Genomic DNA, 19789 nt, shown 5'->3' on the forward strand with positions numbered 1-19789 from the left:
GGTTTTCCGGATCGACGATTTCCTGCGGATAGACGGCATAGTTGCCGATATCGTTGATGGGGAAGCCTTCCAGCGTGAAGCCGATCTGGCTTTCGGTCAGGCCGCGCATGCTGACATGGCCGCCGGAAAGTCCCATCGGGTCGGTGGAGGTGGTATTCACGCCTGGCAGCATTTCAATAAGCTGCATGGGGTTCAGGCCGGGGGCCTGTTTCTGGATGAATTCGGATGTGACGGTGGAGCGTGACTTGGCCGCGTCTTCCTTGATCATCAGACCGCCGCCCACTGACCGATGCCGCGCCCCTTTGACATCAAGGTTCTCAGGCGCCTGATCCGTCGGCGCTGTCGATCCCATCATCGATGGCTGAGAAGAAGACGCAGCCGCTACTGCCGGTTTGACAGACCGCGCCTGCGGCTTGGTGGAAGAAGAAGGGCTCAGCGTATCTGCGGCAAACGCATTTGCAAAAGGTAGTGTTGCAAAGCCGATTAACGCGGATGTGGCCAAAAATTTCTGCATGCTGGGCTCGGGTTCCATAGAACGAATGTTTTAACGCGGCCCCTCCTTACACTTGAAAAAACAGGACTTTTTTTAAAGTTTTATGACACCCCCCTATAGCATTGGGGTGTGGTGCCTTTTTACCACACAACAGTTCTCTACCGTAACATTTCAGAAAGTAAAACGAACTCAACGAAGAGGAAACATGATAATTTTTCCATATTTACCCCTTATTGTGGAAATTAATTATATATTATTCATGCCATTATTATATTAAATATGTCTGTGTTATGGTTTTTTATTTATAAGAACATTCTTTAATTGTATTTTAACTAGGAGTATATATTCTAATCGTCTGTGATGAGTAGCCAATCCAACATCACGGCATGCTTTAAAAGCTACTTTTCCCAAATACGTGCCGAGAAACGCGAAACAATGTTTCCCTAAGCCAACGATGAATGGGATCCATATCACGCCGCGGATGCCACGCCTGAAAAGCTTCTACATTAGGAAGAGAGAGGGGGAACTCAAACGACGCCAACGAAAGCGCATCAAGCGATATATGATCAATGACAATACTCGGCAACGCGAGAATAAGATCCGTATTTTTCATACTTTCAATCATGCAGTGATAGTTGGGCACCACCATGGGAACATTGCGGGTGAGACCGAACTGATTGCGCAATACCCAATCAATAGGCCCATGTGCCCGTCCACGACGAGAGACACTGATATAATCATAACGCACCATGCTTTCGGGCGTGACAGGGGCATCCAGAATAGGATGCCCTTTACGAACCAACCCCTGCATACGGTCCCGGAAGAGTGTCTGGCGCCGGATTTCAGGCTTCATCAATTCCGTTGCGCCAATGTAGAGGTCAATACCACCTTCACGCAAGGGATCGGATGCGGCTGTTTCAATCTCCGGAGCCCAGATGACTTCACTGCTGGGGCAGTCTTTTTTCAATGCCTGCAATAAGGGCAGAGCAAGTGCTGCCACAACAAGATCATTCGCGCGGATGGTAAAGGTGGGGCTCATGTTGGCCAGATTGGCCAGCGCACGGGTTTGGATCAGAGTATCTGCGTTCTGCACCAGTTCCTGAACGCGCCCCAGAATACCGGATGCAAAAGTGGACGGGATCATCCGCCGTCCTGCCTGAACCAGAATGGGGTCAGCAAAGACTTTTCGCAGCTTTGCCAGTTGGCGGCTCATGGCAGGTTCGCTGACCTTCAGGCGACGCGCCGCGAGAGAAACACTTTCCTCTTCAACAAGCACCTGAAGATAACGCAGGAGGTCGAGATCGTAACCTTTCATCCTTTCAGAAATAGACGTTGCCAGATGGAATGACCAGAACTTTCCCTTCCGAAAATCGAAGTCGTCGCTTTCCGGAAATAGGGGTTGTCCTGCTATTTAAGGTCAGGAACATGTGGCTCCATGAATACTGTCACTCCAGCACAGGCTGCTGGTGAGCCGATCATCCATGCGGCACCACCACGGCCTTCATATATTCCGCCTTTTGGCCTGCGCACAATCATTGGTTGTCTGGGCATGCTGCTTGCCGTGCATGTTGCTGGTTTTAATGAGCATGTAACGGAAATCGGGCTTTCTGACATTCGTGGCGCCATGCATATCGGCCACGATGAAGGAACCTGGGTTATCGCCATTTATGAGGCCTTCAATATTGCCGCCATGGCTTTTACGCCATGGTTCTACATGACGTTTTCCATCTACCGTTTCTCCATCTTCATGACGGCAATCATGGCGTTGTTTTCCATTCCCGCGCCATTCATGCCGGACGTGACGTCGCTGTGCATTCTCCGTGCCTTTCAGGGCTTGGCTGGAGGATGCCTGCCGCCCGTGTTGATGACCGTCATGCTGAAATATCTCCCCCCTGAGATCCGGGTATTCGGCATTGGTGGGTATGCGATGAGCGCCACTTTCGGGCCTAACCTTGGATTGCCATTGGAGGCCTTCTGGTTCGAACATGTTGGCTGGCATTGGCTTTATTGGGAGATTATTCCCACCGCAGCACTTGCAATCGCGATGATGGCCTACGGCCTGCCGCGTGACCCCATGCATTTTGAACGGTTCCAGAAATTCAACTGGTTTGGTCTGCTTGTCGGTCTGCCTGCCATCTGCTCGCTGGTGATTGTTTTGTATCAGGGCGACCGCCTGGATTGGTTCCGCTCTCCCATTATTACTGATCTGGCACTGTGGGGGGGGGCAGCGTTTATCGTATTTGTCATCAACGAGGCGTTTCATCCCAGCCCTTATTTCCGTATTCAGTACTGGCGTTCGCGCAACATTCAGGCAGCCTTGCTTTCACTTGTCGGCATTCTCGCCATCTGCGCCATTATGGGCGACATTCCAGCCACTTATCTGGAAGCGGTGCGTGGATATCGACCTATACAGGCGGCGCCGGTTTCTTTGGTGGTTGCGTTGCCACAGCTTATCATGCTCCCGCTGATTGCTGCCATCTGCAACAGCCGAAAAGTGGATTGCCGTTTCGTGCTCGCTGGCGGAATGTGTTGTCTGGCAACAGCCGCGTGGCTTGGAACATGGCTCACCGTAGATTGGGTGAGGGATAATTTTTACCCCATCCAGATCCTTCAGGTTTTTGGCCAGCCAATGACCGTCATCCCGACACTTATGCTGGCCACCATGGCTATGGGACCTGCCGATGGTCCATTTATTTCGGGCATGGTGAACATGCTCAAGGGCTTGGCCAATGCTGTTGCCTTTGCCCTGTTTGCAGCACTCAGCCGTCGGCGCGAGCAGTATCATTCCACCATGTTGCTTGATCATCATGGCACTCACGGTCTTGCCTTGCAGGGCATGGGTGATCCCATCAACCAGCAGCTTTCCGCCACATCACCTGATAGCACGCATGTAGCCCACAATACGCTGCAGGTCTTCCACACCTATGTCCATGAGCAATCTCTCGTTCTGGCTCTGAACGATATCTACTATCTGCTGATCTGGGTGTGTCTTGGTTATGCCGCCATGAACCTTGTTCTGCCACGCCGGGTCTATCCTCCGCGTGCGCCATCCCCAACCACCCCAGCACGCTAATCCGGAATTACCGATCATGATTTACAAGAAACCACTTCTTTATGCCGGTTGCGCCGCCGGTGTGCTTGCTCTCCTTGCTTGGGGCGGCACACGGTTGATCAACGGTGACGGCATAAATCAATATACCAACGATGCCTATGTCACAGCGGATTTTCCTACTGTTGCCCCTAAGGTATCGGGACGTATTGACCGGGTGATCGCGCAGGATAACGAGCAAGTTCACGCTGGCGAGGAACTTGCTCATATTGAGGACGATGACTACCGTGCGGCCCTTGACGTGGCGAGAGGCAATGTTCTTGCGGCACAGGGTGATGTTGCCAATCTGGAAGCTGAAATATCCCGGCAGGATTCTGTTATCGCGCAAGCGCGCGCCGCTGTACAGGCTGATGAGGCGGAACTGACGTTTGCTCGCCAGAATGCAACCCGATATCGCAATCTGTCGTCTGGCGGGGCAGGAACCATCGAACAGAAGCAGCATTCGGAAGCGCAGGAAAGAGAAGCACAAGCAGCGATTGCCCGGGATCGGGCAGCGGTTGATGCCTCCATCCGGCAGGTAGCTGTTTTGAAAGCGCAGCTTGAACGGGCACGAGGTGTTCTTCTGCGCGCGCAGGGCGACGCGAAGCAGGCCGAACTGAACCTTTCCTATTGCACCATTCCGGCACCCATTGACGGCGTGGTTGGCGAACGTGGGGTACGCGTAGGGAACTATGTGCATCCGGGCACGGGTATTCTGGCCGTTGTCCCCACACATGCCGCTTACGTTCTGGCCAACTTTCAGGAAACACAATTGACGAAAGTCAAGACAGGCCAGCGCGCGACCGTCTGGGTGGATACATTTCCCGGGCAGCCGCTTAAAGCGCATGTTGACTCACTTGCTCCGGCGACGGGTGTGGCGTTTGCACCCATTCAACCAGACAATGCAACCGGGAATTTTACCAAGGTAGTGCAGCGTATCCCTGTCAAACTGACTTTTGATCCCGGCCAACCCCTTGCCGAAAAAGTACGTGTGGGGATGTCGGTTGAGGCAAATATTGATACGACTTCTTCCCCTGAAGGGGCGCATGCCAATGACAGCCGTTATGTCTGGCAGTAAGATGATGAAACGCTTTCTTCTTGCTGGCTTTTCCGCTCTTGCACTTGCAGGCTGTACCGTTGGGCCTGATTATCACAAGCCTGAAGTCCATGCGCCAACCACTTGGCGTTCAACACAGCCCCCTGCAGAAAGTCAGGTTGTCACGGCATCCACTGATCCGGCTTGGTGGCGGGTCTTTAATGACCCCGTGTTAACACAATTGGAAAATGAGGTTGCTGCATCCAATCTGGATCTCAAGACAGCCAGCCTGCGCCTGATGCAAAGTCAGGCAGAAAAACGGATTGCCAGCGCCGCCCAGTTTCCTCACGCAGAAGCCAACGCCTCTTACGGACGGGAACGAGCCAGTACCAATGGTGTTTTAGGGCTGCTGGGCACCATGGAGCGGGAAGGGGCCGGAACCATTGCATCAGGCACGCAGGGGTTTGGCCCTACTGCGTTGCCTGGTAGCGTGGGAAATCCTTCTTTCAACCTGCCACAATATGGCATGAACGCTTCATGGGAAGTCGATTTCTGGGGTCATGTTCGCCGACAGGTAGAAGCTGCGACAGCAGCCATGCACGCAACGGAAGAAATGCGTCGCGATATTCTGGTCTCGCTTATGGCAGAAACAGCGCAGGATTATATTGATCTGCGCGCGACGCAGACGCAGATTGGCATCCTGGAACACAATATTGACATAGCCAACAACAGCGTAAAACTAACCACCTTACGCTTCCAGCAGGGCGCAGCCACACGGCTGGATGTGGCAGAAGCAACGGGGCAACTGCATACATTTACATCACGCCTTGCGCCCCTCAAGGCACAGGCCACACATAGCCTGAATGCCCTAAGCTTTCTTGTGGCGCGTGAACCGGGCGCTTTGGACGCCGAACTCGGTAAACCGGGCGATATTCCACTTGTGCCTGCTACGGTGCCGGTGGGGCTGCCTTCAGAGCTGGCTGAACGTCGGCCAGATATCAGAATGGCGGCTGACCGCCTGCACGCAGCCACAGCCAGCATTGGCGTTGCCATTGCAGACTTCTTCCCTCGTGTCACGCTCTCGGGCAGTCTGGATATTCAGGCATTGCAGTTCAGTGGGCTTGGCTCATGGGCGTCTCGCCAGTATGGGTTTGGTCCAACAGCAACGCTCCCTATTTTTGAAGGGGGGCGCTTGACTGGCCAACTCCACTTGCGCCGTGCCCAGCAGAAAGAAGCAGCAACACTTTTCCAACGCACCGTTCTGAAAGCGTGGCAGGAAATTGATGATGCCATGGCCGATTTTACAGCAGCCCAAAGGCGACGGGATGAACTGGCTGAAGCCGTGCATGAGAATGAAATTGCAGTTGATACGGCCAAAGCCCAGTATATACAAGGCGCAGCAGACTTCCTGAATGTTCTGACTTTACAGAACGCGCTTCTTTCATCCCAGAGCGCTTTGGCGGATGCTACAGCGCATGTCGCTGTCTCTGTGGCCAATCTCTACCGTGCAATTGGAGGTGGATGGCAAGATATCTACCCGGAAAAAGCACCCAAAAAGCACGCATGAGATCATACCAATGATGACAATAAGACGATCCAACACACTAGGAACAAGCCATTCTGGAGGCCAGATTCTTCGCTGCTACTTTGCGTTTGCTGATTATCAGGACCAGACCCATACGCATGAAGGACGCTTGCGAGCCGTCAATAATGCTACGTTGCTGCCGCGCACTTCTTATCAGATCGGACCGGAAGCTGCTGTTGATATCGTGACGTGGGTTCGCTCAGGCACACTCACAACGGCCGTGGATGATTTTCCTGTAGAAGATATTCGCGCAAAAGGGCTCCATCTCATCAGTACAGGGACGGGCTGCTCAACATTGCAGTGGAAAGCTGGGGAGCAAGGAGCATCCTTTATTCAGTTCTGGTTCCTCCCGGATATAGAGGGGACAACGCCAGCACAGGAAAAGCGTCCTTCTTTTTCAGAATATGAGAATGGCGGCTTCCAGATCATGGCTTCCGGGTTTCCAGAAGATGATCCGGAAGAACTGGAAACCAGTGTTGAGGGAGCACCTATCGCGTTAAACGCGCGCGCGCGGCTTCTACATGCGGCCATTCCGGGTAGCGAAGGCGCAGCGTACAGCACCACACCCGGACGCGACCTTTATTTCCTGGTGGTGTCTGGGTGCGTAACTATCGAGGGCGAAACTCTCCATGAAGGAGACGCCGCGACTCTTGAAAGCGTTACAGAGTTCACTGTCATAGCCGAGGAAGCTTCAGAAGTTCTGCTGGCTGACGTCGCCTCCTGAGGGAGGGGGCTTCCCCAAGGCTTAGTTGCCTAACCAGTGCCTATGCTTTCCATCTACCCCAGTAGCAAGATTCAGTGCTAATCACATGGCAAAGATACATTTGCTCTGAAGGTTCTTGGCACTGTGACAAAGAAAGCTGACCTACCGCGAAATCCCGGTGTCCCTCGACGTAATAACACTCAGCAAATTCTCAATGCTGCCGAGAAAATATTCTCGGCTTATGGTTTTGCAGGCGCACGGATAGACGATATTGCCAAGGCGTGTGATCTTCCCAAGGCAAATATCCTTTATTACTTTGGCAGCAAGGAAGAACTGTACCGGGCCACATTGCAACGTTTGCTGGTAGGATGGCTGGCAGATGCTGATCAATGGATTTCCGTCAAGCATACACCAGCAGTAGGGCTGGAAGGCTATATTCGCTCGAAGATGGCATTTTCCCGCAGTAAACCAGACGCATCACGCCTTTTCATGCATGAACTTCTGGCGGGAGGGGAGAGGGTTCGCGCGTTTCTTAATAGCACATTGCGCGAGCACGTTGAGCAGAAAGCTGTTGTTTTTGATTATTGGCATAAACAGGGACTATGCGCGCCCGTTGATTCAACCCACTTCATGTTCACTTTATGGTCCATGACGCAGGCTTATGCGGATATGCAAGTCCAATTTGCCGCAGTTCTGGGCCGTCGACGCTTGAATATTGCAGATTTTGAAAAAGGGATCAGCACGATCCTGCAACTGGCTGGGTCCATTTGTCTAACCGAAGCGACTGCTGACACTCCCCCACAAACCAACCAACTTGTCCACGATACGACAAAAGAAAGCAAAAGCCCAGAAAAACGGAATAAAAACAAACGGAAATAATACACTGTAATATGGCTGGGCGATGAGTGAATAAACAGCAACAGAATTTCTTGTTTCGTCTTGTGCCGGAAGATTTTTACTTGTTATGCAGCTATTAAACAAACGACGGTGTGTCGTCAGTTAGCCCCAGTTCAAAGCAGCCTGTCAACTTGGGGCTTATGGCACTTGGTTCGCTCCGTATGGAGTACCATCCTACTGTGTACTGAGACGTAAGCAGCCCGGCATAAGCCGATATCGACACCATCTGGCGTTTTGGTACAGGTGCGCTAATCTATAACTGTTCTACATCTGTGATTGTTGGGAAATCATCATGATTAAACGTAGCCTGCTTCTTCTTGCTGGCGTTATGGCAACTGTCCCGGTTCTGGCGGGTTCTGCCAAGGCCGCATCAGATGGTGCTGCGATCTACAATGCCAATTGCTCTGTCTGTCATCAGGCAGGAGGTGTCGGCATGCCGGGGCAGTTTCCGGTGCTAAAAGGCCGCATTGACAAAATCGCTTCCTCACCTGAAGGCAAGACATATCTGGCAGACGTTGTTCTAAATGGCCTCCATGGGCCTATTCAAGCTGGTGGCGTCACATATGCAGGGTTCATGCCCTCGTTGAAAACCCTTTCTGACGACGACATCTCCGCCGTTCTGACATATGTTGCCTCTTTGGGAGACACTAAACCTGCACCTAGCTTTACGGCAGACGATATTAAAACGGCTCGGGCGACCCCTAAAAAAGGCGCGGAACTTCAGGCAGAACGAAATGCCCTGAATGCAGCACATCCCATTCCGTAAGAGTGTTTACTGTGAAGCATCCCATCAATTACGTGAAAAGATATGTGAGTGATGGGGGCTTCTGGTCAGAGAACGTTGGAAAGGTCTGTTAGATCAGTCTGGCAAGTCTTTTTGGGGCTGGCGGCGTTGGATTTTCGTTACAATACCATCATGTTCTCAAAGCCGCCTTTTCTGAGGGTTTTTATGTCTCTTCTTCTGCCGCTGCATGCAATTGCTGGCTCGTGAGAGCGCCATGTAAAAAGAGGAAAAAAGGCGCCCCACATTTTGCGGCAGCGACTGGGCAGACACGTTATATTATGAAGCACTGATGGACTGTCATGCCCCTTAAGATGGCGTTAGGAACAGCTAATGCTTAACCGGGGTGCATCATGTATTCAAACCCCGGCAGAATAACCAAACCGAGCATGACTGGAATGCCGTAACAAGCTTCCGGCACAGCCGACCGAGTTTGCGAGGCAGTAACATAGTCGCCCATAGACATTCCCGCCATTTGCCATAACTATGCATCACAAGTGGTTCTTGGGCTCAACCGATAGTATGAATAGACGATCCCAAGCCGGTCAAGCGGACGGGCCGGAATAATTCTTAACAAAAATGCTCGTGCATAAAATTCGGTAGAGCCCTTTTTGGGAATTTGATGTGACGCGTTTTAAGAAAGCTTACGCGTGACCCAAACTCAGGATGTGGGCACCAAAACAACGAGGCCGTATGGCCGCCATTACACGCAGGACAAAACGCTATCCCTTAGATCTGACCGATGAGGAATGGGAACACTTCGGCTCCTGATATCGCCCGCGAACAGACATGACCAGAAACGGGCGAGCGATTTCCGTGAGATCATCTGGCGGTCCGACGTGGCAAAAGGGCTTGAAATTCCGCCATGTCGATGGATCGTCGAATAAACATTGGGCTGAGTGATTCGCCGGTGCCGACAGATGAAAGACTATGAGCAGAGGATCGACACGACAGGGGCAACAATCCTCACCGCCATGGGAAGCCTCATGCTAGGCCCAAACGCCCCTCCGTGAATTTCCAGAAGGGTTCCAGAAGAAGCCACGGAAGACAATTGTTTCAGTAAACGAACTGTTTGGCGTGAAGGCTCATGACTACTATAACCGGGTATCATCTGGATACGGCGAGGAGAGAATGAGCGTATTTTCAACGTTTTTTAATCGGTATTGTGATCGCTATTTCCAGATATCCGCCCGGGGTTCCAGTTTCTGGAAAGAAGTGCTGGCAGGCGTCACGACATTCGGGGCAATGGCCTATATCATGGCGGTCAACCCCGACATTCTTTCCGCTGCGGGGCTGGACCGGCACGATATGGTCATGACCACAATCGCTTCTGCGGTTTTGGGGTCCCTTATCATGGCTCTTTGGGCCAATCTGCCGATTGCCTTGGCTCCTGCCATGAGCAGTAACGTTATCTTCGCGCAAGTTGTGGTTATCCGGATGGGTGTTCCTCCGGCTGTTGCCTTCACAATGGTACTACTGGGTGGTCTGGCATTTTTAACGCTTTCGCTAACCCAGTGGCGGCAGAAAATTGTCAGGGCGTTTCCTGTTCCTGTTCGTCTGGGCATCCACTTTGCCATTGGGGCATTTATTGCGCATATCGGCATGGTAACAGGCGGCTTGGCCATAAAAGGGAACGATGGTCTGGCTTTTGGTCATTTGACTGATCCGGCCGTTCTTCTGGCTATATCTGGACTCTTTCTTGCGGCATTTCTGCGCTGGTCACGTGTTCCGGCGGCCATGCTGATTGTCATTACAATAATCACGATTGTCGGCTGCTTTGTCCCGCACGGTGCCGGTGCAAAGGTGACACAGTTGCCAACCCATTGGATAGACTGGCCCCATTATCCAACGCACATGCTTTTCCCATACGATTTCAAAGGCTTTTTCTCTCATTTTTTCCTTGTCTTACCAGTAACCCTCTATTTCTTCCTCGGGGACTTCTTTGATGCAACCGGCACGATGATGGCCGTCATTCAGCGGTCTGGACTCAAAGACAAGGAAGGACAGCCGCTCTTGGGGCGGGATGCTTTTGCTGCTGATGCAACAGCAAGCATTGTCGGCTCTGCGCTCGGAACATCCACCGTTTCTGCCTATCTTGAATCTCTGGTGGGGGTAGAGGAAGGGGGTAAAACCGGGCTGGTCGGTGTGACAGTCGCGTTGCTTTTTGCGCTTTCGTCTCTCTTCTGGCCGTTAATCACATCCGTACCAGCTGTAGCAACGGCTCCTATTCTTATCTTGGTGGGATTGGGCATGCTCAGCGGCTTGACTGATTTGAAAAATCTTTCTGCGCGAGAGCAGATTATACCGCTCCTCATGGTGCTGATTACCGTCATGACAGGAGATTTCATGATCAGTCTGGCTCTCGGCCTCCTGCTTTTCACATTTCTGGCCATTACAACCAGACGCTGGCAGGACATTACCGTTATGTTGCTCACCTTGGATGGTGTGTTTGTGACTTATCTTGTCCTTTCATCACGAATGGGCTGAAAAAACACTCGCGCCAAACCACGCCCTTCAGGCACGCTCTCTGTGTGCAAGAGATTCAATTGAAAGGTGGGCAGGTGGCCTTAGTCATAGGCCCTGCCCACAGGTTTCTCCTGCTATAAATTTAGCAATTCACTAGTCTATTTTTTATGGAGGGGAGAAGGGTTGCAACCCATCTTCCTTGTATGCAAGATTGTACGCGTGCCGTAACAAGATGCACGAATAGCCGGAGTTGTGACTGTATGACATCTCGTGAAACACCTTTCTCCGCGCCAGTTGGGGCGGCTCAATATGGTGGAACCCGAGCTGTCTGCCGGTGTGATAGCCTTGGTGTTGCTCCTTATTCTGAAGAGGAAGGAGCCCTTTTCCGTCCGTATCTGAGTAAGGCTTACCGAGAAACCGTCCGCTGTGTCTCTGCCTGGATGGAAGAGGCGGGTATGACAACTCGCCAAGATGCGGCAGGCAATCTTGTGGGGCGGTATGAAGGCGCCCGACCTGATGCGCCTGCTCTTCTTATCGGCTCTCATCTTGATAGTGTCAGAAACGCCGGACGATATGATGGGCCGCTGGGTGTGATGCTCGGGATTGAAGTCGTTGCCTATCTTTCCGCCCATAAAAAGCGTCTACCGTTTGCTGTAGACGTTATCGGGTTTGGGGACGAAGAAGGATCACGCTTTCCTGTCTCTATGTTGACGTCTCGTGCAGTCGCGGGCTTGCTGAAAGCAGCTCCTGACACAATGAAGGATGCCGCCGGGATCAGTTTGCGAGACGCCTTGGGAACAGAAGGCTTCCTTCTGGAAGATTTTTCAAAGGCAGCCCGCCATAAGAAAGATGTCATCGCTTACTTTGAGGCCCACATTGAACAAGGGCCGGTTCTGGAATCTGAAAATCATGCGGTGGGCGCTGTCACTGCCATTGCTGCACAATACCGCTTCCTCATTAATATAAAGGGCTTTGCAGGGCATGCTGGCACAATGCCCATGCACTTGCGGCAAGATGCTCTGGCTGCTGCTGCTGAAGCAATGGTGGCCATTGAAAGCATAGCGCTGCAGGGAGCCGGTGATCTTGTTGCTACTGTAGGCCGGTTGGAAGTTGCTCCGGGCGTACCCAATGTTGTGCCAGGAGACGTGGCCTTTACCTTGGATATCCGGTCCGGCACGGAAAGTATCCGCGACAAGGCGGCCGAGACAATTCGCACCGCCTTGGCCGCAATTGCAGAAAAACGGCATGTTGAACTCAGTATGGAACTGCAGCAGGACCTGCCTGCAACCCCTTGCAATTCCGCACTGACACAGGCCCTGAGCGACGCAATCCAAAAAATTACCGGTCTTTCCGCGCGCAAACTGGTGAGCGGCGCAGGGCATGACGCGATGGTGATGGCGGCTTTGGCCCCCGTCTGCATGCTGTTTATACGGTGCGAAAAAGGAATCAGCCATAACCCGGCAGAAGCGGTGACCGCGGAAGATGTGGAAATTGCTTTTCAGGTGATGGTTACTTTTATCGAAAGCTACGCAGAAACCTATTCTGCACGACAGGAGAAAATTGCGTAATGGCACAGAATCTGTTCGGTCAGATTGATCCGCCCCAGCGGCTGTTAATGGGGCCTGGGCCTGTTAACGCGCACCCCCGGGTTTTGCGGGCAATGGCGGCTGACATGCTGGGACAGTTTGACCCTGAAATGACAGCTTACATGAATGAAACCATGCAATTGTACCGTCAGGTTTTCATGACGGAAAACCGCTGGACTTTTCTGGTTGACGGTACCGCCCGGGCAGGGATTGAAGCCGCTCTCGTCTCTTTGGTGGAACCGGGAGCAAAATTGCTGATTGTGCGTGCGGGCCGTTTTGGCCTGCTGCTTTCCGAAATTGCCCAGCGCATTGGTGCTGAAATCTGCACTCTGGACCTTCCGTGGGGCGAAGTCGCCACGCTGGAACAGATTGAAAATGCACTGATTGAACACAAGCCTCAGGTTTTTGCCTGCATCCATGGAGATACCTCTACCACCATGGCTCAGCCTCTGGCGGGAGTAGGGGAGCTTTGTCGCAAATATGGCGTTCTTTCTTATGCGGATGCTACGGCTACGCTTGGAGGAATGGCAGTTGAAACAGATGCATGGGGTATTGATGTCGTTTCTGGCGGCCTGCAGAAATGTATGGGGGGACCACCAGGATCTGCCCCCATCACAATTTCTGATCGGGCAGCTGAGCACATTATGGCGCGCAAGCATGTGGAAGCGGGTATTCGCGGTGCAGATACGCTCGATGGCAACCGCTCGCGCATTGCCTCCAACTACTTTGATCTCGCCATGGTCATGGATTACTGGTCTGAAAAACGCCTGAACCACCACACAGAAGCAACAACGATGCTGTATGGTGCACGGGAAGCCGCACGGATTATGCTGGAAGAAGGGCTGGAAGCACGTTTTGCCCGCCATAGCGCTGCCAGTACCGCCATGGTGGCGGGTGCCCGCGCGTTGGAACTGAAAGTCTTCGGGAACGATACCTATCGGATGACAAACGTGACTGGCATCTGGATCCCCGAAGGAGTGAACGGCGAGAATGTCAGAATGCGGATGCGGGATGATTTTGGTATCGAAATCGGCACCGCATTTGGTCCTCTGGCTGGTAAAATCTGGCGCATTGGGGCCATGGGTTATAATGCCGTCAAACACAAGGTTCTTCTGACCCTTGCCGCCCTTGAAGTCTGCCTGGCTGCCGAAGGCCATAAGGCACAGAGAGGCGCAGGCGTGGATGCCGCCCTCGCAGAATATTCATAAAAGTCATTCTTATTTCATGATCTTGCCACAGGAGGCCTGAGTGAACGAACAGGATCTCATTCTGAGCGATCTGCACGTGCTCGCACGCCAGATTGATCTGACCATTCCTGCAGACTGTATGGCTGGTGTGGCGGCCAATACGCAGTTATTGCGTGGGTATGTTGATCTGATTTGTGGCATGGCTTTGCCTGACACCTGCATCCCCGCCTATGAGTATCGGCCGTAAGCATGTCCATTTCATCATTAGCGCAGAGCATTCAAAGCGGCAGAGTTTCGGCCTTTCAGCATTGCACGGACACCATACGCGACCTGAAAGAACGGGATTCTTCCTACAATTGTGTCACCAAGGTTCTGGAAACGCGAGCATTACAGACAGCTAAAGATCTGGATGCCCGTATTGCCAGAGGGGATACGGTAGGGCCTCTGGCGGGTGTGCCATTTGGCGTGAAAGATCTGTTCGATCTTGAAGGGCAGATCACAACGGCGGGCTCCGTTGTGCTGAATAATTCTCCCTCTGCCACTCGGGACGCAGAAGCCGTGCAGCGGTTGTGCGCTGCTGGGGCCATTCCCGTAGCCTCTCTCAACATGGACGAGTTTGCATACGGGTTCGCCACCGAAAACGCACATTACGGAACAACGCGAAACCCACATGACCCCCAAAGGCTCGCGGGCGGCTCCTCTGGTGGTTCTGCCGCAGCAGTGGCAGCAAATCTTCTTCCGTTCACACTAGGGTCAGATACCAACGGCTCCATTCGTGTGCCCGCGTCCCTATGTGGTGTGTGGGGGCTAAGGCCAACGCAGGGTCTTGTCCCGCTGGCAGGGGTCTATCCCTTTGCCAGCAGCTTGGATGTGATTGGACCGTTCGCACAGAACGTTGCGGATATTCGCTCTGTCAGCGAAGTTCTGATTGGTCAGTCCCTCGCTTATAAAGGTGATGTCAGCGCGCTTTCGGTCGGAATACTGGATGGGTGGTTTGCTCAGGATCTGACCAGTGGCGTGGCAGCCGGCATGAGTGCCATTCAGGCGGCCTGCCAGCACACTCAGACCATTACTTTGCCGGAAGTTGCGCGCGCACGCGCCGCCTCCTTTGTTATTACCGCCGCAGAAGGAGGCAATCTGCACCTTAACCGGCTTAAGGTTGAGCCTATGGCATACGACCCCGCCACGCGAGACAGATTGATGGCAGGCGCATTGCTTCCCTCTGCCGCCGTCATTCAGGCGCAGCGCGTGCGTAACTGGTTCCGGGAAATCATGCATGAAGCCTTCAGGAAAGTAGATATTCTTGTTGCTCCAGCAACTGTCGGCCCAGCACCACGGCTGGATCAGCCCACCATTATGGTGGGAGGAAAAGCTGTTTCCGCTCGCGCCAACCTTGGTCTGTTCACCCAGCCTTTAAGTCTGGCTGGCATGCCTGTGCTTTCTGCCCCTCTCTCGCCGCGAAATGACGTGGACATTCCGCTTCCTCTGGGGGTTCAATTCATTACGGCCCCCGGTAAAGAGAACACTCTTCTCGCATTCGCCGAAATGCTGGAACAGAAAGGTCTTCTCGGTTTTCCTGTTGTAACTGCTCGGAGCTAATCCTGATGTTGCACACACCGCGCTCTTTGCGAGGGATGGTTACGTCTCCGCATCATCTGGCTAGTCAAGCTGGTCTGGATATTCTCAAAGAGGGCGGTTCCGCCATTGAGGCCGTGGTCGCCACAGCGGCCGCTTTAGCGGTGGTTTACCCGCACATGACGTCCATTGGAGGAGATGCTTTCTGGCTTATCTGCTGGCCCGACGGACGCGTGGAGACCATAGATGCGTGTGGGGCAGCGGCAGGAAAAGCGGATCTGATTCTTTACAAAAATGCGGGTCACCAGACAGTTCCCTGGCGGGGAGGTCTTGCTGCCAACACAGTGGCAGGGACCGTTTCAGGCTGGGGAACAGCCTTAGGCCTCGCAGAACGCGTGAGTGGTGAAAAGCAAACACGTCTCCCTTTGACACGGCTGTTGAGCGACGCAATCTGGTATGCTGAGCATGGCGTTCCTATAACGGAAGGAGGCGCGGAAGTTGCTGCGGCCAAATCAGCCGAACTGAGAGACATTTCTGGTTATTCAGTCGTGTTTGAGCCTGAAGGACGACCGCTTCAGACAAACGACATTTTAAAAAACCCGGCACTGGCGCAGACGTTGAGACGTATTGCCAGCGAAGGCCCTGACAGCTTTTATACCGGTTCTTTGGCCAATGACATTGCTGAGGATCTGCGTCGCGCAGGCAGCCCGCTTTCCCTAGCAGATCTGGCGTCTCACAAAGCTTTTATAAAACCGCCTCTATCCGTGCAGATCAAGGGAGCCACGCTTTACAATATGGCTCCGCCTACTCAGGGCGTGGCCTCTCTTCTCATTCTGGCATTATTTGATCAGTTAAAGGCGGAACAGCCAGAGAGTTTTGACCATATTCATGGCTTGGTGGAAGCTACAAAACAGGCGTTCAGATATCGGGATACCCACGTGGGGGATCCATCCTTTATGAGTGTAGAGGCTCAGGATTGCTTGAACGACAAAGCCGCATTGGCAAGCATGGTCGCGGCGATTGATCCGGAAAAGGCCGCACCATGGCCTTACCCATCGCAGGATGGAGATACGGTATGGATGGGAGCTATTGATAGCAACGGTGTGGCTGTCAGCATGATCCAGAGTACCTATTTTGAATTTGGATCAGGTGTTGTTCTCCCTCAGACAGGCATTGTCTGGCAAAACAGAGGAGCCAGCTTCCGCTTGGCGGAGGACGGATGGAACGCCCTTAAACCTGGACGCAAGCCATTCCATACTCTTAATCCTGCCGCTGCACGCTTTGCTGACGGACGCACGATGGTTTACGGAACCATGGGCGGCGAAGGGCAACCCCAAACGCAGGCGGCCCTGTTCAGCCGTTATGCACGGTACGGGATAGGTTTGCAGAAAGCCATAACAGCCCCCCGTTGGTTACTTGGCCGTACATGGGGCGACGAGAGTGTTACGCTCAAATACGAAGACCGGTTTGATCCTGCCGTTATTGCTCAGCTTGGAGCGGCAGGACATACCATTGAATGTGTAGCTCCCTTTACGTCCTTGATGGGGCACGCTGGCGCGTTGGTACGCCATGCAGATGGCGTGCTGGAAGGAGCAACAGATCCAAGAAGCGATGGGGTTGTCGCGGCATGGTGATCGCCGCCACAAAATTTGGCGTCCAAAATACAAAAACGCCTGAGAAAAATACCTGAGTTGCCGTGCGTCCTTGGTTTATATCAAATCCCTTCGACGAAGAACTGCTCTACCTCGGAAATAATCAGCCGGGCAGCCATGGACAACTGGCGAGAACGGTCAACACACAATGCCAATGTGATCGGAGAAAGCTTTTTGTTGCGAAGAGGCACAAAAGCCAATTGTCCTTTCTGGATTTCATCATATGCATCCAGATAGCTCAGAATACCTATTCCAACCCCTTCGCTCACAAGCGATTTGATCATCTGAATGTTGTCAGCACGGGCAATGGCCTGAATCTTCATGCCTGTCTCGGCCTCCAGAAGCTCCAATGGTCGCCAGAGCGCCAAGGGCGGAGCGGGCACAACCACGGGATATTCTGCACAGAGGCTAAAATAAGCTTCGTCCATGGCGGCTACAGGATGATCGGGAAGGGTAATAAACCCGAGAGGGATTTCCTTGTGAGCACGCACATATAATTCTCTCATGTGGCCCGGATTGAACATCAGAGCAAAGTCGGCATCTCCATTAACCAATATTTCTCCCATATCCCTACTGGCGCGAACATGGATATTGACCGTAATGCCGGGGTGGCTTTCCCTCAGTTTTCCCAGCACCGTTGGTATGAAACCTTTGGTAAGGGCATCTGGAATCACAATATCAGCCGAGCCTTGCCGCAACCCTTTCAGGTTATCAATCTGCGTTGTCAGGGCGGACATATCCCGCGTCCAGCGCCTGCAGGATGTCAGCAATAATTCACCGGCGGTTGTTAGCCGTAAGCCTGTCGGAAGACGCTCAAACAGAAGCGTTCCCAGCATTTTTTCTCCCTGAAGAATCTGCCGGTCTATCGCTGAAGCCGCTATATGCAACTCGTCAGACGCTTTCCGGATGGATCCATGCTGGGCCACCGCCATAAAGTACCGGAGAAAACGCGAAAAGACAGGCATAATGGATGCTCTCATTTTGCGAACAGATTAGACTGATTTAAATCATATACAAGAACGGGGTGAATATGAAATTATTCTCTCAGTTGGACAGGGCTGCGCTAATGTCAGTTCAGAGGATAGTGATGAATGTTTCTTGCCAGAAGAGTAGAACCAGAAACGCAGCGTAACGCCATGACGCTGCAAACCGCGGCTCTCTACGCACCTTCAACGCCCCCCTCCCATTTTGCGATATTTTTCTGAAACAAGGCTCTCTGCGTTTTTGCCTTCCCTCCCTTCATTACGCCGCTTTCTCATTATTAGGGCTTCATCATGAATCAGGTTTCGTCTTCCCTTGCCCTGCAGGATCTTACCCAACGGGTACACGCTGATCTTGCAAAAATCAGTTATGCGACCGGCAACTGGTGTCCGGAGATGGAACGGAATGGGGAAAAGGTGCTGGATGTCGCCATTATTGGTGGCGGGCAAGGGGGGCTGGCAACAGCCTTTGGTCTACGCCGACGTGGCATTCCCAACACCATGATTTTTGATAAAGCCGAGCGAGGAGGGGAGGGGCCGTGGATTACGTTTGCCCGCATGCTCACGCTGCGCACCCCAAAGCATGTAACGGGGCCAGACCTTGGTATCCCCAGTCTTACCCCGCAGTCTTGGTACGAAGCACGCTATGGCGCAGCAGCATGGCAAAAACTTGATAAAATCTCGCGTCAGGACTGGCAGAGCTATCTCGACTGGGTAAGAGACACGCTTGGACTGAACGTAAAAAATGACCACAAACTGGTTGATATGGGATGGGAAGATGGGTTGCTGCGGCTTGTATTTGAGCACAGCAATGGTGAAAAATCTCACCAATGGGCCCGCAAAGTTGTCCTTGCTACCGGCATTGAAGGCGGTGGCACATGGCATGTCCCCGATTTCATCTCAAAGAAAATCTCCCCCACACGCTATGCGCACACATGTCAATCAATTGATTTCGCTAGCTTGCGCGGCAAACGCATAGGGGTGCTCGGGGCTGGGGCCTCGGCTTTTGACAACGCGGCGACTGCGCTGGAAAACGGCGCTGCAAGCGTGGACCTTTGCCTGCGTCGCACAAAAATACCGACGGTTAATCCGTACCGCTGGATGGAGAACGCAGGGTTCCTCAGCTACTTTGCTGACCTGCCGGATCTGACCCGTTGGCGTTTCATGCGGAAAATCTATGATCTCAATCAGCCCCCGCCGCAGGATACCTTCTGGCGCTGTCGGAAGCATGAAAATTTCGCCTTTCATACAGGCACCCCTTGGCTTTCCGTCAAGGAAAAAGGGGACGAGATTATTGTCAGCACGCCGCATGGGGAAATGACGTTTGACTTCCTGATTATCGGAACAGGTTTTGTTATTGACCTGACCCGCAGACCGGAATTGCGTCTGATTGCAGAAAAAGTGCAGCTTTGGCGCGATAAGTTTGAGGCGCCGCAGGGCGAAGAAAACACTCTTCTGGGTAGCCACCCATATCTGGGCAAACATTTTCAGTTTCTTCCCCGTGACACGACGGATCCTCTTGCCCCCATGATGGCGGCCATTCACAATTTTACATTTGCCGCCATGCCAAGCATGGGCTTATCCGGTGCATCTATCAGCGGCATGCGCTTCGGCGTGGAGCGTCTGACGCAGGCCATTGGCCGGGACCTGTTTGTGGCGGATGGAGACAAGCAGCTTCAAAGCCTTCTGGATTATAATACAGATGAGCTGATCAGTCTGGCACCCCCAACTGCTTCTGAATGAGACGCCGAAAACAGGAA

17 protein-coding genes and 1 pseudogene are annotated in these 19789 nt (G+C 52.8%); 14 read left to right on the forward strand and 4 right to left on the reverse strand.

Annotation, left to right across the window (positions count from 1 at the left end):
• Positions 1-355: TonB-dependent receptor plug domain-containing protein (locus AD948_RS05150; protein WP_156478938.1), on the reverse strand; the 355-nt coding region annotated here is incomplete at its 3' end.
• A 529-nt stretch (positions 356-884) separates the two neighbouring features.
• Positions 885-1808 (reverse strand): LysR family transcriptional regulator, encoded by a 924-nt coding sequence (locus AD948_RS05155; RefSeq protein WP_006558753.1) that lies wholly within the window; start codon positions 1806-1808, stop codon positions 885-887.
• 120 nt (positions 1809-1928) lie between these two features.
• Between AD948_RS05155 and AD948_RS05160 the strand changes: the two genes are divergently transcribed.
• The 6 genes from AD948_RS05160 (at position 1929) to AD948_RS05185 (ending at position 8568) form a co-directional block, all read left to right on the forward strand.
• Positions 1929-3566, forward strand: coding sequence for an MFS transporter (locus AD948_RS05160; RefSeq protein WP_058988859.1), 1638 nt, complete (start codon positions 1929-1931; stop codon positions 3564-3566).
• 16 nt (positions 3567-3582) lie between these two features.
• The gene (locus AD948_RS05165; protein ID WP_061470997.1) at positions 3583-4659 is read left to right on the forward strand and encodes an HlyD family secretion protein; all 1077 of its coding nucleotides are present in this window, start codon (positions 3583-3585) and stop codon (positions 4657-4659) included.
• Positions 4660-4663: 4 nt separating this feature from the next.
• Positions 4664-6184: an efflux transporter outer membrane subunit gene (locus tag AD948_RS05170; protein ID WP_061471020.1), complete on the forward strand. Its 1521-nt coding sequence runs from the start codon at positions 4664-4666 to the stop codon at positions 6182-6184.
• Between the two features lie 10 nt (positions 6185-6194).
• The gene (locus tag AD948_RS05175) at positions 6195-6926 is read left to right on the forward strand and encodes a pirin family protein (RefSeq protein WP_061470998.1); all 732 of its coding nucleotides are present in this window, start codon (positions 6195-6197) and stop codon (positions 6924-6926) included.
• Between the two features lie 123 nt (positions 6927-7049).
• Positions 7050-7784 (forward strand): TetR family transcriptional regulator C-terminal domain-containing protein, encoded by a 735-nt coding sequence (locus AD948_RS05180; RefSeq protein ID WP_061470999.1) that lies wholly within the window; start codon positions 7050-7052, stop codon positions 7782-7784.
• Positions 7785-8094: 310 nt separating this feature from the next.
• Positions 8095-8568 carry a c-type cytochrome gene (locus AD948_RS05185; RefSeq protein WP_006558759.1) on the forward strand — a complete coding sequence of 158 codons (474 nt, stop codon included), beginning with the start codon at positions 8095-8097 and terminating at the stop codon, positions 8566-8568.
• Positions 8569-8920: 352 nt separating this feature from the next.
• Here the strand turns inward: AD948_RS05185 and AD948_RS18620 are convergent, their stop codons facing one another.
• Entirely contained in the window at positions 8921-9043 is a 123-nt protein-coding gene (locus AD948_RS18620) for a carbohydrate porin (RefSeq protein ID WP_248845925.1), read from the reverse strand.
• Between the two features lie 206 nt (positions 9044-9249).
• Between AD948_RS18620 and AD948_RS18945 the strand changes: the two are divergent.
• The 7 genes and pseudogenes from AD948_RS18945 to AD948_RS05215 form a co-directional block, all read left to right on the forward strand.
• Positions 9250-9410: pseudogene (locus AD948_RS18945) on the forward strand (IS5/IS1182 family transposase); the annotation flags it as partial.
• A gap of 304 nt (positions 9411-9714) precedes the next feature.
• Positions 9715-11070, forward strand: coding sequence for an NCS2 family permease (locus AD948_RS05190; RefSeq protein ID WP_061471000.1), 1356 nt, complete (start codon positions 9715-9717; stop codon positions 11068-11070).
• A 239-nt stretch (positions 11071-11309) separates the two neighbouring features.
• Positions 11310-12617: an allantoate amidohydrolase gene (locus tag AD948_RS05195; RefSeq protein ID WP_061471001.1), complete on the forward strand. Its 1308-nt coding sequence runs from the start codon at positions 11310-11312 to the stop codon at positions 12615-12617.
• Positions 12617-13843, forward strand: coding sequence for a pyridoxal-phosphate-dependent aminotransferase family protein (locus AD948_RS05200; protein ID WP_061471002.1), 1227 nt, complete (start codon positions 12617-12619; stop codon positions 13841-13843). Before AD948_RS05195 ends, AD948_RS05200 begins: the two co-directional genes overlap by 1 nt.
• 40 nt (positions 13844-13883) lie before the next feature.
• Positions 13884-14069 (forward strand): AtzG-like protein, encoded by a 186-nt coding sequence (locus AD948_RS05205; protein ID WP_061471003.1) that lies wholly within the window; start codon positions 13884-13886, stop codon positions 14067-14069.
• 2 nt (positions 14070-14071) lie between these two features.
• The gene (locus AD948_RS05210; RefSeq protein ID WP_061471004.1) at positions 14072-15421 is read left to right on the forward strand and encodes an AtzE family amidohydrolase; all 1350 of its coding nucleotides are present in this window, start codon (positions 14072-14074) and stop codon (positions 15419-15421) included.
• A 5-nt stretch (positions 15422-15426) separates the two neighbouring features.
• Positions 15427-17031 carry a gamma-glutamyltransferase family protein gene (locus AD948_RS05215; protein WP_061471005.1) on the forward strand — a complete coding sequence of 535 codons (1605 nt, stop codon included), beginning with the start codon at positions 15427-15429 and terminating at the stop codon, positions 17029-17031.
• A gap of 80 nt (positions 17032-17111) precedes the next feature.
• Here the strand turns inward: AD948_RS05215 and AD948_RS05220 are convergent, their stop codons facing one another.
• Entirely contained in the window at positions 17112-18014 is a 903-nt protein-coding gene (locus AD948_RS05220; RefSeq protein ID WP_006558769.1) for a LysR family transcriptional regulator, read from the reverse strand.
• Positions 18015-18323: 309 nt separating this feature from the next.
• Here AD948_RS05220 and AD948_RS05225 point away from each other — a divergent pair, with 309 nt between their 5' ends.
• Positions 18324-19772 (forward strand): NAD(P)-binding domain-containing protein, encoded by a 1449-nt coding sequence (locus AD948_RS05225; RefSeq protein ID WP_061471006.1) that lies wholly within the window; start codon positions 18324-18326, stop codon positions 19770-19772.
• Positions 19773-19789 lie beyond the last annotated feature (17 nt).

Source organism: Acetobacter senegalensis, from assembly GCF_001580995.1.
Lineage (GTDB): Bacteria > Pseudomonadota > Alphaproteobacteria > Acetobacterales > Acetobacteraceae > Acetobacter > Acetobacter senegalensis.